The organism is Actinomadura sp. GTD37, from assembly GCF_041951365.1.
Classification (GTDB): Bacteria; Actinomycetota; Actinomycetes; order Streptosporangiales; family Streptosporangiaceae; genus Spirillospora.
Genome location: NZ_JBGNUS010000002.1, coordinates 3,177 through 19,051, shown reverse-complemented (window position 1 = coordinate 19,051; position 15,875 = coordinate 3,177). Strand labels below are relative to the sequence as shown.

Here is a 15,875-nt window from a genome sequence, read left to right as displayed (position 1 = left end):
AGGAACCCCACATGACCGCGAACGAAACGCGGACCGCGATGAGCCAGCCGTGGCTGCACCAGCACGGCCGGGAGATCCAGGCGTTCGGCACGGTACGGCAGTTCCCGCTGGCACTCTCCAACGAGACCCGCATGTACTCGTGCCAGCGCCTCAACCGCCTTCTCGCCGACACCCAGATCCTCTACGCCCATTACAAGAAGCACCACTGGCTCGTCCGGGGGCACACCTTCCACCAGCTCCACCTGCTGCTGGACCAGCACGCCGACGAGCAACTCGCCGTGGTGGACGCCGTCGCCGAGCGGGTGCAGACGCTCGGCGGCGTGGCGATCGGCGACCCGCGCCATGCCGCCGAGATCACCGCGATCCCCCGCCCGCCCGACGGCGTCGAGGAGGTCCCGGCGATGCTGTCCCGGCTGCTCGAAGAGCACGAGATCCTGCTCGCCGAGGCCCACGACGCCGCCCGGCGCGTCGCCGAGCAAGGCGACGACGGCACCAACGACCTGATCGTCTCCGACGTGATCCGCCTCGGAGAGAAGCAGGCGTGGTTCCTCGCCGAGCACCTCGTCGACACACCACTCGTCCGCGCCGGCGGATGAACCACCGCCGCCCGCCCTCCCGCGCAGGAGGGCGGGCGGCCCCACGTCAGATGCCGGCTCCATGCCGGTGGTGCAATGGGGCACCTGCTCCCCCCTCCGCGAGTTCGAGACCTTCTACAACGAGCATCGGCCCCACCAGGGCATCGCCAACGCCCGCCCGTTGAAGCCACTGCCTCCACCGATCACCGAACCAGACCGGATCGCCCACCTGAACGTCCGAAGAACGCAACGTCTGAGCGGAACCCTCAACGAATACGAGCATGCCGCTTGACCTGCACGGACGAGGTTTTCGGCAGGGACAGGGCCGGCTGGTGCCCGGCACCAACCGGGTCCGTCGACGCGACACCGGCCGCCGGAAACGCCGGCGAGACAAGACCCGCGCGGCCCAGACAAGGTCGTCGTTGGCGCATCCCTCACGTCAACTCGGCCGGCCGCAACGGTGCTGAACGCCGACACTGGAGCGGGTTCGGCGGATTAGCCGATCGTTCAGCGAGTGTGAGCCTCGGGCTCCCCGTCCTTGTTCTTCGATTTGAATGGCTAACTGGATAACGATACGCATCGGCCACGGTGATGGGCCGCTGCGCGATGAGTTCTGCCCGGCCGAGCCGCTCAACCGCTGTCGGTGCCAACGGGCGGGGCGCGGTCCGGTGTCGGTGGAAGTGTCCGGGGCCCAGGTCGGCCTCAGTGCGTGTTTGAGAAGTTGATCTCGGTCGGTGTGGCTGCGTGATGTCGTGCGCGGGTTCGTGCAGGGTGTGGCGATGGCTCGGACGTCGTGTTACCCCTCGGACCTGACCGATGACGAGTGGGCGCTGGTAGAGCCGCTGCTGCCGCCGGCCGGCAGCGGCGGCCGCCCGGAAAAGCACGCGCGGCGCGAGATCGTGGACGCGGTGCTGTACGTGGTGCGGACCGTGTGCCTGCCGAAAACTACGTCCGTGCAGGTGGGACGTGCAGGAGGTGGGCTCCGACACGGGGCTTGATCAGTCGCAAGGACAGGCCGCGGCGAGGCGGTTGCCGCGGGATGATGGGTGGCTGTGCTGTTGCGATTGGCCTACTTGACCGTGGCGAACACCTTCGCGGCCCTCCGACTGCTCCCGATGACCGATCAGGAGAAGGACACCGAGATTCTGGTGTTGCGGCATCAGGTCGCCGTGTTGGAGCGCCAACTGGCCGGGACGCGGGTGCGGTTCACCGCTCCGGACCGGGCACTGCTGGCGGCGCTGCTGAACCGGCTGCCTCGCGGTGCACTGCGCCGGACGCGGCTGCTGGTGCGGTCGGACACGGTGCTGCGCTGGCACCGTGACCTGATTGCCGGTCGGCACGCCGCTCGCTCCAGACCCAAGCGGGCGGGCCGTCCACCGACCGTCCGCACCATCCGGCTGCTGGTTCTGCGCTTGGTGCGGGAGAACCCGAGCTGGGGCTATCGGCGGGTGCACGGCGAGTTGCAGGTGCTCGGTGTCAAGGTGGCGCCTTCTACTGTCTGGGAGATCCTCAAGGACGCCGGCGTTGATCCGGCGCCTGAGCGTTCCGCCACATCCTGGGCCGGGTTCCTGCGCTCGCAGGCCGAGGCGCTGCTGGCGTGTGACTTCCTGGAGACCGTGACTCTCACTGGCGCCCGCATGTACGTGCTGGCGGTCATCGAGCACCACACCCGCCGCATTCGGGTTCTGGGCGCCACCGGCCACCCGACCGCAGCGTGGGTGAGCCAAGCGGCGCGGAATCTGGTCATGGATCTGGAGGATGCCGACTGCCGGGCACGGTTCTTGATCCGCGACCGGGACGGCAAGTTTCCTGAGTTGTTCGACGTGGTCCTGGCCGATGCCGGTACCCGGGTGGTGCTTTCCGGGGTTCGGATGCCGAGGATGAACGCGGTGATGGAGCGGTGGGTGCAGACCTGCCGCCGTGAACTGCTCGACCGGACTCTGATCTGGAACCAGCGTCACCTGCTCCATGCCCTCCGTGAGTTCGAGACCTTCTACAACGAGCATCGGCCTCATCAGGGCATCGCCAACGCACGCCCGCTGAATCCGCTGCCTTCAGCGATCACCGAACCGAACCAGATCGCCCACTTGAACATCCGAAGAAGGCAACGGCTGGGAGGGATTCTCAACGAGTACGAACATGCCGCTTGACCTGCGCGGACGAGGTTTTCGGCAGGGACAGGCGGGGTTTCCGGCTCATCACCAGGAAGGCGGGGATCGGGGAGTCCTGGTCTCCGCGGGAGTTGCGTCACTCGTTCGTCTCGATCATGAGTGACGGCGGAGTGCCCATCGAGGCCATCGCCGATCTGTGCGGGCACTCCTCCCCGGCCGTCACCGGGCAGGTGTACCGGCACCAGCTCAGACCGGTGATGGCCCGCGGCGCGCGGGTCGCCGACACGGTGTTCGGTACGGGCGAGTCGGCGTAGGTCGGGTGACGGTGGCTCCCCTTTTGGCTCCCCATCGACCTTCAAGATCGAAAAAGGGCTTCGGAATGATCTCCGAAGCCCCTCTGAGCTGGTATTTCTGTGTCGGGACGGCGGGATTTGAACCCACGACCCCTTGACCCCCAGTCAAGTGCGCTACCAAACTGCGCTACGTCCCGGTGCCCGGCTGAGCGGGCTTGATTACTGTAGCGCAGTCCACGGGGTCGTGCGTACCGGGTTGTGGGCCCGATGATCTTTGATAGGCAGGCCGGATGGTGGCTTTGCGGGCGGTGCTCGGCGGGGTGTTGTGCGTGGGGCTGCTGTGCGGGTGCGGGGGCGGCGGCGGTTCCGGTGCGGGAGAGGGGCGGACGGTGAGCGGTAGTCCTGAGCCGGGGGAGCCGAAGGCGACGGAGGCTTCCAAGGCGCCGGTCGTGCGGGTGCCTGCGGGGGTTCTGGCCTCCTATGCGGTGTTCGATCGCGGTGCGGGGCGGGTCGTCCTGGAGCGGGAGGCGCGGCGGACGTTCCGGTCGGCGTCGGTGGTGAAGATCCTCATCGCGGTGGACTACCTGGAGCGGCACCGGGCGTCGGCGGCGGATCGGGCGTCGCTGGCGTCGATGCTGCGGTCGAGTGACGACCAGGCGGCGACGGAGTTCTGGCGGCGGGGCGGGCGGGGGAAGATCATCGAGCGGATGGTGCGGAGGGTGGGGCTGGCGGAGACGGCGCCGCCGCCCGCGGAGAAGCCCGGGTTCTGGGGGTATACGGCGCTCAGTGCCAGGGACGTGGTGAAGACGTACCGGTATCTGCTGGAGGCGGCGCCGGGGGAGTTCGTCATGGAGCAGCTGCGGAGGTCGACGCCGTGCGGGAAGGACGGGTTCGACCAGACGTTCGGGATTCCGCGGGCGGTGAAGGGGCCGCGCGCCGTCAAGCAGGGGTGGTCGGGGTTCGGGGACGTGCCGGCGGAGCCGTGCGGGGGCGGGGTGCGGCCCGCGGCGTGGGGGCCCGGTCTGGGGATCGGGCGGCCCGTCCTGCACACGACCGGGGTGGTCGGCGACAAGATCGTCGTAGTGCTGACGCTGCAGTCGGCGGGCACGTCGTTCCGCACGGCGGCGGCGCGGATCACGGCGCTGACCAGGGACGTCTACCGGACGGTGTGACGAGGATCACTCGTTGTGGAAGGGTTCCGTCGAGAGACGGTCAGCGGAAGCGGTGGAGTTCGGACGAGAACGGAAAACCCGGGCAAAGACCTGGCGTGTTGCCGGGTTGTGGGCGAATAGTCCTTCGCTGGCGTATGTAGCTTTTTTCTCCCAGGGGCAGGTGAGTCCGAACGGGGGACGGGGTTGGCGGAAGCGGAAGGCATTCAGCCCGGTGTGCACGTCGCGGACCCGGAGGACCTCCGGGGCGCCGCGCATGACCGCGCGATGCTGGCGGAGGCGCGGGTCGTGCTGGCCCGGCGGCTCGGCGTCCCGCCGGGGGAGGCCCTGCAGCACCTGATCTGGCTCGCGCGCGACCTGGACATCGATCTCGCCGAGGCGGCGTCCCTGCTGGTCAAGGACGCCGGGAGCGGGCCGGTGGGGGCCGTGCTCGCGGGCCGCCGGGCGCCGCGGGCCGAGGGCCGCACCACCGAGCGCGAGGACGTGCTGTCGGAGGCCGAGGACGTCCTGGCCCGGGTGACGGCCGAGGACACGGCGGGGGACGCCGAGATCCTCGCCGGGATGGGGGACGACCCGGTGGCGCGGGCGGTGCTGGACGGGACGCTCGACTCCTGCGTCCACCTCGTGCCGGTCAGGGACGCCGCCGGCGACGTGGCGGACTTCCTCTACGCCGACGCCAACGGCGCGACGCGGGACATGTTCGGGCGCGGCAAGGAGGAGCTGACCGGCCTCCGGCTGCTGCGGACGGATCCGGGCGCGGTGCTCAGCGGGCTCTTCGACGAGTACGTCGGGGTCCTGGAGGCGGGGACCCGGCTGGAACGCGACTCGATCCCGTACTCCACCGCCCAGCGCGGCCTGTCCCGCTCGTCCCGGATGAGCGTGCGGTGCGTCCGGGTGCCGACCGGGGTGTGCGTCACGTGGCGGTACCACGTGGCGGAGGACAGGGTCGCGCGGCGGATGGAGCGGGTCGAGCGGCTGGCGCTGATCGGGTTCGGCGAGTGGGACCTCGCGACCGGGGAGGCGGACTGGACGCCGCAGATGCTGGCCAACTACGGCCTCACCCCGGACGAGGTGCCGCAGATGCCGCACGACCTGCCGAAGGCCGTGGCGGACGACGACCTTCCGCTGATGGAGGAGGCCGTCCAGACGATGTTCTCGCGGCGGGAGCCGGTGGAGGCCGAGCACCGCGTGATCGGCCAGGACGGGACGCCGCGGCACCTGTGGGTGTTCGCCGAGCCGGTGCTGGGCGAATCCGGGCTGCCGGTCTCGATCAACATCATCTCGCAGGACATCACCCGGCGGCGGGGGGTGGAGCGGGCGCTGGCCGAGACCCGGCGGCAGATGCTCAAGCAGCAGGCGCGGACGGCGCAGGAGCGCAAGGTGGCGGTGACGCTGCGCCGCGCGATCCTGCCGGACGAGGACGAGGTGGAGCAGCTGCCGGGCCTCGGCATGGCGGTCCGCAGCCTGGCGGCGGAGAGCACCGCCCGCATCGGCGGGGACTGGTTCGCGACGCGGGTGATGCCGGACGGGCGGGCCGTGTTCGCGATCGGGGACGCCGCCGGGCACGGGCTGCCGGCGGCCGCCGCGATGGCGCGGACCCGGAACGGGCTGCTCGGCCTCGCCTGCACGGGGGAGCCGGCGGGACGGCTGGTGGGCTGGCTGAACGAGCTGGTCGGCAACATGGACCCGCCCGCGACGGGGACGGCGATCGTCGCCCATTTCGACCCGTCCCGGCGGGTGCTGGAGTGGACGTGCGCGGGCCATCCGCCGCCGATCCTGGTCAGGGGGACCCATGCGACGACGCTGGAGGTCGTCCGCGACCCGATGCTCGGCGCCATGCCCGGCTGGCAGTACACGACGATCACCACCGAGCTCAGCCCCGGGGACCTGTTGTTCCTCTACACCGACGGCCTGGTGGAGCGCCGGGACGCGGACCTGGACGAGCGCATCGAGCGGCTCACCGTGATCCTGCGGGACTGCTCGGAGCGCCCGGACCGGGTGCTGGACGAGGTCCTCGCCCGCATGGAGCACGACCGGGCCGCGGACGACACCACGCTGTTCGCGCTGCACGTCGAGTGACCTGTCGCACCCGCACCCTCGGATGGCCGCGGAGTGTGATCCGGCACTCACCTGAACCGCGGGGAAGGGCCGCCGAGGGCCTGCCCGCGGCCCCGCGACGGGTGCCGGCCGCCGCCCTCCCGGGGGTTCTTTACCCTTTGGTCATCACGCGGTAAGACCGCGAGGCAAGGGCCTGAGGCCCACTCCGGTGAAGATCGGGAAGACACGGGGGCCCGGCGGTGTTGAAGAATCCTTGGAAGGGCTTTGAGCGGGCAAGACCGAGTTTTGTGGCTCATTTGCTTTTCCTGGGAGGGTTGATACCTTCTATCAGAATCACGCAGCGCACCCCATGCGTTGCCGCCGGCCGTACCGCGTACGGCCGAGGATCGCGGAGCGGTGTCCGCACGCGATGCGCGCCAGAAGACGCGCGCCCCCTCATCGAGATCAGTCGCTGAGATAAATCCGAATAGTCTGCGCCGCCCTGTGCGGTGCGAGGCCGAGTCCGTCCGGTCGGACGACCGGACGGAGCCGGGGACCCAATGTTCCAGGGGTGAATCGGCGCGCCGAGAGTCGCGCCGTAGGGCTACTTCCATGCCCGAATCCGTCAGCTAACCCGGTAGGCGTCATGGAAGACAAGGAGATTCCCTGCATGACCGGTCGTTTCGATCGACTTTCGCTCAACCGCTTCTCGCCCGAGGACAAGGCCGTCGGCGTCGCCGTCAGCGCCGTCGTCGCGGGAGCCGTCGGGCTCGCAGTTCTCAACCCCCTCGCCGGTGGCCGCGCCGAGGCCGAGACCCCGGCCCGCGCGGCGGCGGTCGCCGAGCAGGGCACCGCGTCGAAGGCGTCGTCGGGCATGACCGCCGAGCAGGCCGGCGAGGCCGGCTACAAGGTGCCGCCGCGCGCCGTCCAGGCCACCGAGGTCATCAAGCTGGCCGAGAAGCAGGTCGGCATCGGCGAGGGCAAGGGCAAGCAGACCAAGTTCCACGACTGGTACGTCTCGACCCCGCACGCCAAGGCCACCGCGCAGCGCGACGGCGGCTTCTCGGTCAAGGCGTACAACGGCGCCCAGTGGTGCGACATGTTCGTCTCCTGGCTCGGCGCCCAGACCGGCGTGAAGAACATGGGCTGGGACGCCTACACCGTCCAGCACGCCAGCTGGTTCAAGAAGACCGACCGCTGGGGCCAGAAGGCCAAGCCGGGCGCCGTCGTGTTCTTCGACTGGCAGGGCGGCAACAAGGGCGGCATCGGTGACATCGACCACGTCGGCCTCGTCGTCAAGGACAACGGCGACGGCACCGTGAAGACCATCGAGGGCAACAGCGACGACGAGGTGCAGAAGAAGGTCCGCGACAAGTCCGAGATCGTGGGCTACGGCTACCCCGACTACGCCGCCTGATCCCTCCCGGCAACGACACGACGCGTAAAGACGCGTACGAGCAAGACCTGAAGGCGCCCGGCTCCGGCCGGGCGCCTTCGGGCGTTTCCGGGGCGGTGTCCGCGCCTCCTCGGGGGATGTGTCCCATGCATCCGCTGAAGGCGGGTAATGCGAAGCAATACCAGCCTTTGATCCCCCTTGGACCTCAGTGCGGCGTTCCTGGATAGGAATCCCTCGCAACGCGTCCGACCGGCGCCCGGGGCGCGCCCAGCCCCCGGGGAACTGGCGAAGGGGGATGCCCATGCGGGTGCGCCCGGATGTCAGCGTGGTGGTGATCGCCTACAACGACGCCCGGCGGCTCCCCCGGGCCGTCGCCTCGTCGCTGGCGCAGTCGCTGGGCGGCGTCGAGACCGTGATCGTCGACGACGCCAGCACCGACGGCACCGGCGAGGCCGCCGACCGGCTCGCGGCCGCGCACCCGGGACGGGTCCGGGCCGTCCGCCTGCCGTCCAACTCCGGCGGCTGCGGCCGCCCCCGCAACACCGGGATCGAGGCGTCGTCCGGCCGGTACGTGATGTTCCTCGACAGCGACGACCTGCTGGACCGGCACGCCTGCCTCAACCTGCTCGCCACCGCCGAGGACACCGGCGCCGACATGGTCTCCGGGCTGTGCGACCGGATCTTCCTGGACCTGCCCCGGGGCGCGAAGGGCCGCGTCCGCCCCTGGTACCCCTGGCTCTACCAGCGCAGCGCCGTCTACGAATCGCTGAGCGAGAACCCCCGCCTCCTCTACGACACCCTCTCGACCAACAAGGCGTACCGGCGCGGCTTCCTGGAGGAGCACGGGCTGCGGTTCGTCGAACGGCTGCACTACGAGGACCTGCTGTTCACCGCCGAGGCGTACCTGGCGGCCGAGCGGACCGCGGTGATCCCGCACCGCGTCTACAACTGGCTCGTCCGGCAGCGGGCGGCGGAGCCGTCGATCTCCAACCGGCGGGCCGAACTGGCCAACTTCGCCGACCGGCTGGAGATCCACCGGCGCATCGACATGCTGTTCGCGCTGCGCGGCGCGCACGACCTGCGGCGCGCCAAGGACGTCAAGTTCGTCAACCACGACCTGGTCCTCTACCTGCGGGAGCTGCGCGACCGCGACCCGCGCCACCGGGCCCGCTTCCTCGATCTGGCGGCCGGCTACCTGGCCGAGCTGGACCCGCGCGCGTTCGAGCTGGCCAACCCGCTGCCCGCGATCGCCGCGTACCTGATCCGCGAGGGCGACCACGCGGGGGCGCTCGCCGCCGCCGAGTACCGGACCGCCGAACGCCCCGAGCTGCGCGCGCGGCTGGTGGAGCGGGACGGGCGGGTCTACTGGGGCGCGGGCGGGCCGCGCGGCACGCTGGGCCGCCGGGTCCTGGACGTCACGGGCCTCGGCTTCCACGTCCGGCCCCTGCAGGACCTGCGCCCGGCGAACACGGTGACGCGGCTGGAGATGCGCGGCGACCGCGTGCTGCTGGCCGGGACCGTGCTCAACCCGCTGGGCCGCATCCCCCCGGACGCCGAGCTGGCCGCGACCCTGGAGTTCCGCGACCGGCGCCGCCGCGCCCGCGCGGCGCGGGCCCGCGCCGCCGTCCGGCACGAGGGGGACCGGCTGGTGTGGCGGGCGGAGTTCGACCCGGTCCGCCGGATCAGGCCGATCGGGTTCGTCGACCCCGTCTGGGACGTCCGGCTCCGCGTCCGGGTGAACGGCGAGGACATGGTCACCCGCCTCGCCGAGGGACGCGGATCGCCGCCGCTGGCGGGCGTCGCGCTGCCCGTCCGGCCCCGGCTGACGCGGATCGCCGCCGACCGGCTCCGCTCGTACGTCACGGGCGGCGGGCACCTGGCCTTCGCGCTGGAGACGGCGAACCCGTGGGCGCGGCTCGCCGGGGCCGCCGCGCTCGGCGCCGCCCGGTCGCGGGCGGGACGGCTCGCCTGGCGCCGCGCGCGGGGCCTGGAGAAGTCCGTCCGCAAGCGGCTGACCGCCCGCGAGACCAAGGTCGCCGTGTTCAACCGGGTGCTGAGCCGGCTGCCCGTCCGGGCCGGCCAGGTGGTCTTCGAGAGCCACCTCGGCCGCCACTACTCGGACAACCCGAAGTACATCTACCGGGAGCTGCGCAGGACGCGCCGGCCGGTGACGGCGGTGTGGGCGTACGCGTCCTCCCCGAAGGGGTTCCCGGACGACGCCAGGCTCGTCCGGCGCGGCTCGTGGGGGTACTTCCTGGCGCTGGCCCGCGCCCAGTACTGGGTCGACAACCAGGGCCTGCCCGACGGCCTCCGCAAACGCCCCGGGACCACCTATATCCAGACCTGGCACGGCTCGGCGTTCAAGCTGATGGGCCTCGACCAGCCGGGCCTCAAGAGCGGCCCCGCCGCCGAGAGGGCCCGGCTGCGCCGGATGGTGGAGCGCTACGACTGCTTCCTGGTGCGCTCCGCGCACGACGCCGAGACGCTGTGCGCCGGCCTCGGGGTCCGCTCGGAGCTGCTCCCGGCCGGCTACCCGCGCAACGACGCCCTGGTCAACGGGGTGGACGGCGACCCGGAGCTGGCCGCCGAGGTCGCCTCGCTCCGCGCGTCGCTCGGCCTCGACGGCGGGCGCCGCGCCGTCCTGTACGCGCCGACGTTCGCCACCGGGCCGAAGGGGCGGCCCGTCAGGCTGCTGGAGCCGCCCATCGACCCGGAGGTGTTCGAGCGGGTGCTGGGCGGGGAGTACGTGCTGCTCGTCCGGCCGCACTACCTGTGCCGGGCGAACGTCCCGCCCGGAGCCCGCGCGGTCATGCGGGACGTCGGCGCGGTGCCCGACGTCACCCCGCTGCTGCTCCTCGCGGACGTGCTGATCACCGACCACTCCTCGATCATGTTCGACTTCGCGCTGCTGGACCGGCCGATCATCCTGCACGTCCCGGACGGCCGGGACCTCGCGACCGGCTACTTCGACCTGGAGCTGCACGGGCCCGGGCCGGTCACCCGCGGCGAGGAGGAACTCGTCGCGGCGCTGGCCGGGCTGGACGCGGCGGAGGCCGCCCACGCGGCCCGGCGCCGCGCGTTCGCCGCGCGCTTCGGCGAGCACGACCGGGGGACCGCCGCCCGCACGGTGGCGGACCGCTACTTCCCGGCCGCCGGGCCGGGCCACGGGGCGAGACGCCCGAGCCGCAGGGGGAGCAGGCATGGCCGCACCGCGTGACGTCTTCATCGTGTGCAACAACGCCGACGAGATGGGCGGGCTCCAGCGCTGGGCGCACCACATGGCGCGGCTGCTGGCCGGACGCGGCGACCGCGTCACCCTCGTCGGGATCACCCGCGGGCCGGAGCCCTACCACCACGGCCGCGACGGGTCCTACGCCGTCGAGGTGCTGCACCGCGACTGGCGCGCGCCGGTGCTGGCGTGGCGTCCGCGGAGGCCGGCGGAGCACCTGAACGCGGCGGCGCACGCGCGGGAGATGCGGCGGTCCGCGGCCCAGCGGCGCGGCGCCGCCCGGCTGTCGGAGCTGTTCGCCGCCGCCGGGCCGGGGTCCGTGGTCATCGTGGCTCAGGTGTGGGCGATGGAGTGGGTGCGGCTGGCCGACACGTCCGGGCTGCGGGTCGTGGCGATGAGCCACGAGTCGTACAAGGCCACCCGGAGGTCGACGCGGTACCGGCGGGTCAAGGAGCACTACGCGGACGCGGACCGGATGCTGGTGCTGACCGCCGAGGACGCCGACGCCTGGGCGAGGGACGGCATGACCAACGTCGACCACATCCCGAACCCGCTGCACGTCACGCCGACCGTCCATCCCACGCTGGACCTTCCCGTGGTGGCCTGCGTCGGCCGCCTGTCGCAGGAGAAGGGCGTGGACCTGATGCTGGAGGCGTGGGAGCGGATCTCCGCCCGCCATCCGGAGTGGCGGCTCCACGTCTACGGCAGCGGCCCGGACGAGGAGGAGCTGCGCGTGCGGGCCGCCGGGATATCCGCCTCGGTGGAGTTCCGGGGCGTGGTCGCCGACGTCGAGGACGCGCTCGTCGAGGCGTCGGTCTTCGCGCTGCCGTCGCGCGCGGAGGGCTTCCCGATGTCGGTGCTGGAGGCGATGGCGTACGGGCTGCCGACGGTGGCGTTCGACTGCGCGCCGGGCGTCCGGACGCTCCTCGGGGACGACCGGGGCGGCGTCCTCGTCCGGCCCGGCGACACGGTCGCGTTCGCGGCCGCCCTGGAACGGCTCATCGAGGATCCGGCGGAGCGCCGCGCCCTCGGCGCGGCGGCCCGCGCCTCCGTGCTGCGGTTCCACCCGGACGCCGTCCTCGCCCGCTGGGACCGGCTGTTCGACCTGCTCCACCGGGACCTGGCGCCGGAGGTGCCGGAGCGCCCGCCCGCGCCGGCCGCCGAGCAGGAGGCCGAGCGGGCGGCCGAACCCGCACTGGGGGGTGATTCTTTCTAACAACTGTTTGGTAGAGTTCGCGGCGTGAAGCAGAACGAGTCTCCGGAGGACCGCGCGTTCCGCGCCGAGGTCCGCGACTGGCTCCAGGAGAACCTGTCGGGCGAGTTCGCGCACGCCCGCGGGCTCGGCGGGCCGGGCCGCGAGCACGAGGCGTTCGAGGAACGGCTGGCCTGGGAACGGCACATGGCCGCCGCCGGCTGGACGTGCGTCGGCTGGCCGCGCGAGCACGGCGGGCGCGGCGCCACCCTCGAGCAGCAGGTCATCTTCCACGAGGAGTACGCCCTCGCCGACGGTCCCGCCCGCGTCAACCACATCGGCGAGAACCTGCTCGGCCCCACGATCATCGCGTTCGGCACCGACGAGCAGCGCGCCCGCTTCCTCCCGCCGATCGTGGCGGTCGAGGAGCTGTGGTGCCAGGGCTACTCCGAGCCCAACGCCGGCTCCGACCTCGCGAACGTCCAGACCCGCGCCGAACTGGCCGGCGACCACTGGACGGTCGACGGGCAGAAGGTGTGGACGTCCCTCGCCCTCGAATCGGACTGGTGCTTCGTCGTCTGCCGCACCGAGCCCGGGTCGTCCCGGCACAAGGGCCTGTCCTACCTGCTCGTCCCGATGCGGCAGGACGGCGTGGACATCCGGCCGATCATCCAGCTCACCGGCACCTCCGAGTTCAACGAGGTGTTCTTCGACGGCGCCCGGACCGGCGCCGGCAACATCGTCGGAGCGCCCGGCGAGGGCTGGAAGATCGCGATGGCGACGCTCGGCTTCGAGCGCGGCGTCGCGACCCTCGGCCAGCAGGTCGGGTTCGCCCGCGAGTTCGAGGGCGTCGCCGACCTCGCCCGGCGCACCGGCGCCCTCGGCGACCCGCTGCTGCGCGACCGGCTGACCAGGTCGTACCTGGGCCTGGAGATCATGCGGCTGAACGCCGTGCGGACCATGGCCGGCGTCGCCGCCGGCGCGCCCGGCCCCGAGTCGTCCATCTCCAAGCTCGTCTGGGGCACCTGGCACCGCGAACTGGGCGAACTGGCCATGGACGTCCTCGGCGCCGCCGGCCTGGTCGCCGACGGCGAACCCTACGACCTGAACGACTGGCAGCGGCTGTTCCTGTTCTCCCGCTCCGACACGATCTACGCCGGGTCGAACGAGATCCAGCGCAACATCATCGCCGAGCGCGTGCTCGGCCTCCCGAGAGAGGCGCGCGGATGACCCCGCCCCCCTACGTCCCCGGGCACGGCCTCCTCAACGACCGCGCCGTCGTGATCACCGCGGCGGCCGGGGCCGGGATCGGCGGCGCCACCGCCCGCCGCTGCCTGGAGGAGGGCGCCCGCGTCCTGATCTCCGACACGCACGAGCGGCGGCTCACCGCCACCGTGCAGGAGCTGGCGACGGAGTTCGGCGCCGACCGCGTCGCCTCGCTGCCGTGCGACGTCACGTCCGAGGAGCAGGTGCAGGCCCTCTACGGCCTCGCCGCCGAACGCTTCGGACGCGTCGACGTCGCCGTCAACAACGCCGGGCTCGGCGGGACCGCCGACCTCGTCGACATGACCGACGAGCAGTGGGGGCGCGTCCTCGACATCACCCTCAACGGCACCATGCGCTGCACCCGCGCCGCCCTGCGCCTCATGCGCGACCAGGGCTCCGGCGTCATCGTCAACAACGCCTCGGTGATCGGCTGGCGGGCCCAGAAGGGGCAGTCGCACTACGCCGCCGCCAAGGCCGGCGTCATGGCGCTCACCCGCTGCTCCGCGCTGGAGGCCGCCGACCACGGCGTCCGGATCAACGCCGTGTCCCCGTCCCTCGCCATGCACCCCCACCTGGTCAAGGTGACCTCCGAGGAACTGCTGGACGAGCTGACGCGCGGCGAGGCGTTCGGGCGCTACGCGGAACCCTGGGAGGTGGCGAACGTTATCGTCTTCCTGGCCAGCGACTACTCCTCGTACATGACGGGCGAGGTCGTCTCCGTCTCCTCCCAGCACGCATAGGAGAACGATGAGTCCACGACGGCGCGACGCCGAGGGCACCGCCGCCGCCCGCGCGGAACGGCGGGCCGAACTGCTCGCCACGGCCGCCGAGGTGTTCGCCTCCCAGGGCTACTCCGCCACCACCGTCCGGAAGGTCGCCGACGCGGCCGGGATCCTCGGCGGCAGCCTCTACTACCACTTCGACTCCAAGGAGGCGATGGCCGACGAGATCCTGTCGACCTTCCTGGACGAGATGTGGGCCGGGTACGGCCGCGTCCTGGACGCCGGGCTCAGCGCCCGCGACACCCTGGAGGCCCTCGTCGTCGAGTCGTTCCGCTCGATAGACCGGCACCGGCCCGCCGTCGTCCTCTACCAGAACGAGTCCAAGCACCTCGCGACCAGCGAGCGGTTCCAGTACCTGCTCGACTCGCAGCGCCGGTTCGAGGAGATGTGGCTGTCCCTGCTCGACCGGGGCGTCAAGGAGGGCGCGTTCCGCGCCGACCTCGACCGGACCCTCGTGTACCGCTTCGTCCGCGACACCGTGTGGCTCGCGGCGAACTGGTACCAGCACGGCGGGCGGCTGTCCGCCGACGACATCGCCAAGCAGTACCTCGCCATGTTCCTCGAAGGCATCCAGGCGAGCTAGGCCCCGTACGAAGGAGAAGACCCCATGGCCGAGGCATACATCGTCGACGCGGTCCGCGCCCCCGTGGGGCGCCGCAACGGAGGGCTCGCCGGCGTGCACCCCGCCGACCTCGGCGCGCACGTCCTCACCGCGCTGATGGACCGCACGAAGGTCGACCCGTCCGCCGTCGAGGACGTCGTGTTCGGCTGCGTCGACACCCTCGGGCCGCAGGCCGGCGACATCGCCCGCACCTGCTGGCTCGCCGCCGGGCTGCCCGAGGAGGTCCCCGGCGTCACCGTCGACCGGCAGTGCGGCTCCTCCCAGCAGGCCGTGCACTTCGCCGCGCAGGCCGTCCTGTCCGGGACGTCCGACCTCGTCGTGGCCGGCGGCGTGCAGAACATGTCGCAGATCCCGATCGCGTCCGCGATGACCGCCGCCGCGCCGCTCGGCTTCACCGAGGGCCCCTTCGCCGGCTCCAAGGGCTGGACGCGCCGCTACGGCGACCAGGAGGTCTCCCAGTTCCACGGCGCCGAGATGATCGCCCGCGACTGGGACCTGTCCCGCGAGGACATGGAGCGGTTCGCCTACGAGTCGCACCAGCGCGCCATCCGCGCCATCGACGAGGGCCGCTTCGAACGCGAGATCGCCCCCTACGAGGGCGTCGCCACCGACGAGGGCCCGCGCCGCGACACCACCCGGGAGAAGATGGCCGGCCTGAAGACCCTCGTCGACGGCGGGCGCCTCACCGCGGCCGTCTCCTCCCAGATCTCCGACGGCTCCGCGGCGCTGCTCATCGCGTCCGAGCAGGCCGTCAAGGACCACGGCCTCACCCCGCGCGCCCGCATCCACCACATCTCCGCGCGCGGCGAGGACCCCATCCGGATGCTGTCCGCGCCGATCCCCGCGACCGCGTACGCGTTCAAGAAGACCGGCATGACGATGGCCGACATCGACGCCGTCGAGATCAACGAGGCGTTCGCCTCCGTCGTCCTCGCCTGGCTGAAGGAGACCGGCGCCGACCCGGCGAAGGTCAACCCCAACGGCGGCGCCATCGCCCTCGGCCACCCCCTCGGCGCCACCGGCGCCCGCCTCATGACCACCCTCCTCCACGAACTGGACCGCACCGGCGGCCGCTACGGCCTCCAGACCATGTGCGAGGGCGGCGGCCAGGCCAACGTGACCATCCTCGAAAGGCTGTAATCCCCAGGGGGCGACCCCCTGGAACCCCCGTTGCGGACGAGAGGCCGTTTCGCGAGCCGCTGG

General features: G+C 71.9%; 13 protein-coding genes, 1 tRNA gene, 1 pseudogene and 1 riboswitch. Of the genes and pseudogenes, 14 read left to right on the top strand and 1 reads right to left on the bottom strand.

From position 1 onward, the window contains the following. Positions 1 to 11: 11 nt before the first annotated feature. The 5 genes and pseudogenes from ACA511_RS14215 to ACA511_RS14195 all read left to right on the top strand — a co-directional run bounded on the left by ACA511_RS14215 (position 12) and on the right by ACA511_RS14195 (position 3,000). On the top strand, positions 12 to 596 hold the full coding sequence (locus ACA511_RS14215; protein WP_375024754.1) for a Dps family protein: 585 nt from the start codon (positions 12 to 14) through the stop codon (positions 594 to 596). A 61-nt stretch (positions 597 to 657) separates the two neighbouring features. Then, positions 658 to 867 carry a hypothetical protein gene (locus ACA511_RS14210; protein WP_375024753.1) on the top strand — a complete coding sequence of 70 codons (210 nt, stop codon included), beginning with the start codon at positions 658 to 660 and terminating at the stop codon, positions 865 to 867. 487 nt (positions 868 to 1,354) lie between these two features. Beyond that, a pseudogene (locus tag ACA511_RS14205) lies at positions 1,355 to 1,510 on the top strand (transposase); the annotation flags it as partial. Positions 1,511 to 1,621: 111 nt separating this feature from the next. Beyond that, positions 1,622 to 2,725, top strand: coding sequence for an integrase core domain-containing protein (locus ACA511_RS14200; RefSeq protein WP_375024752.1), 1,104 nt, complete (start codon positions 1,622 to 1,624; stop codon positions 2,723 to 2,725). Then, a complete protein-coding gene (locus ACA511_RS14195; protein ID WP_375024751.1) occupies positions 2,722 to 3,000 on the top strand; it encodes a tyrosine-type recombinase/integrase in 279 nt (92 codons plus the stop codon). The genes ACA511_RS14200 and ACA511_RS14195 overlap by 4 nt, the downstream gene beginning before the upstream one ends. Before the next feature lie 102 nt (positions 3,001 to 3,102). Here ACA511_RS14195 and ACA511_RS14190 read toward each other — a convergent pair. Next, positions 3,103 to 3,176, bottom strand: a tRNA-Pro gene (locus tag ACA511_RS14190). 192 nt (positions 3,177 to 3,368) lie between these two features. Here ACA511_RS14190 and ACA511_RS14185 point away from each other — a divergent pair. From ACA511_RS14185 to ACA511_RS14145, 9 genes are all read left to right on the top strand, one after another. After that, on the top strand, positions 3,369 to 4,151 hold the full coding sequence (locus ACA511_RS14185; protein ID WP_375024750.1) for a hypothetical protein: 783 nt from the start codon (positions 3,369 to 3,371) through the stop codon (positions 4,149 to 4,151). Between the two features lie 213 nt (positions 4,152 to 4,364). Continuing rightward, the gene (locus ACA511_RS14180) at positions 4,365 to 6,227 is read left to right on the top strand and encodes a PP2C family protein-serine/threonine phosphatase (RefSeq protein ID WP_375024749.1); all 1,863 of its coding nucleotides are present in this window, start codon (positions 4,365 to 4,367) and stop codon (positions 6,225 to 6,227) included. Between the two features lie 463 nt (positions 6,228 to 6,690). Continuing rightward, positions 6,691 to 6,844: riboswitch (cyclic di-AMP (ydaO/yuaA leader) on the top strand. An 11-nt stretch (positions 6,845 to 6,855) separates the two neighbouring features. Next, positions 6,856 to 7,602 (top strand): CHAP domain-containing protein, encoded by a 747-nt coding sequence (locus tag ACA511_RS14175; protein WP_375024748.1) that lies wholly within the window; start codon positions 6,856 to 6,858, stop codon positions 7,600 to 7,602. Positions 7,603 to 7,882: 280 nt separating this feature from the next. Then, positions 7,883 to 10,798 carry a CDP-glycerol glycerophosphotransferase family protein gene (locus tag ACA511_RS14170; protein WP_375024747.1) on the top strand — a complete coding sequence of 972 codons (2,916 nt, stop codon included), beginning with the start codon at positions 7,883 to 7,885 and terminating at the stop codon, positions 10,796 to 10,798. Further along, entirely contained in the window at positions 10,782 to 12,026 is a 1,245-nt protein-coding gene (locus ACA511_RS14165; protein WP_375024746.1) for a glycosyltransferase, read from the top strand. Before ACA511_RS14170 ends, ACA511_RS14165 begins: the two co-directional genes overlap by 17 nt. A 24-nt stretch (positions 12,027 to 12,050) precedes the next feature. Then, the gene (locus ACA511_RS14160) at positions 12,051 to 13,232 is read left to right on the top strand and encodes an acyl-CoA dehydrogenase family protein (protein WP_375024745.1); all 1,182 of its coding nucleotides are present in this window, start codon (positions 12,051 to 12,053) and stop codon (positions 13,230 to 13,232) included. Further along, positions 13,229 to 14,008, top strand: a complete 780-nt coding sequence (locus tag ACA511_RS14155; protein ID WP_375024744.1) for an SDR family oxidoreductase — start codon at positions 13,229 to 13,231, stop codon at positions 14,006 to 14,008. The genes ACA511_RS14160 and ACA511_RS14155 overlap by 4 nt, the downstream gene beginning before the upstream one ends. A 7-nt stretch (positions 14,009 to 14,015) precedes the next feature. Further along, positions 14,016 to 14,633: a TetR family transcriptional regulator gene (locus tag ACA511_RS14150; RefSeq protein WP_375024743.1), complete on the top strand. Its 618-nt coding sequence runs from the start codon at positions 14,016 to 14,018 to the stop codon at positions 14,631 to 14,633. Positions 14,634 to 14,657: 24 nt separating this feature from the next. Then, the gene (locus tag ACA511_RS14145; protein ID WP_375024742.1) at positions 14,658 to 15,812 is read left to right on the top strand and encodes an acetyl-CoA C-acetyltransferase; all 1,155 of its coding nucleotides are present in this window, start codon (positions 14,658 to 14,660) and stop codon (positions 15,810 to 15,812) included. Positions 15,813 to 15,875 lie beyond the last annotated feature (63 nt).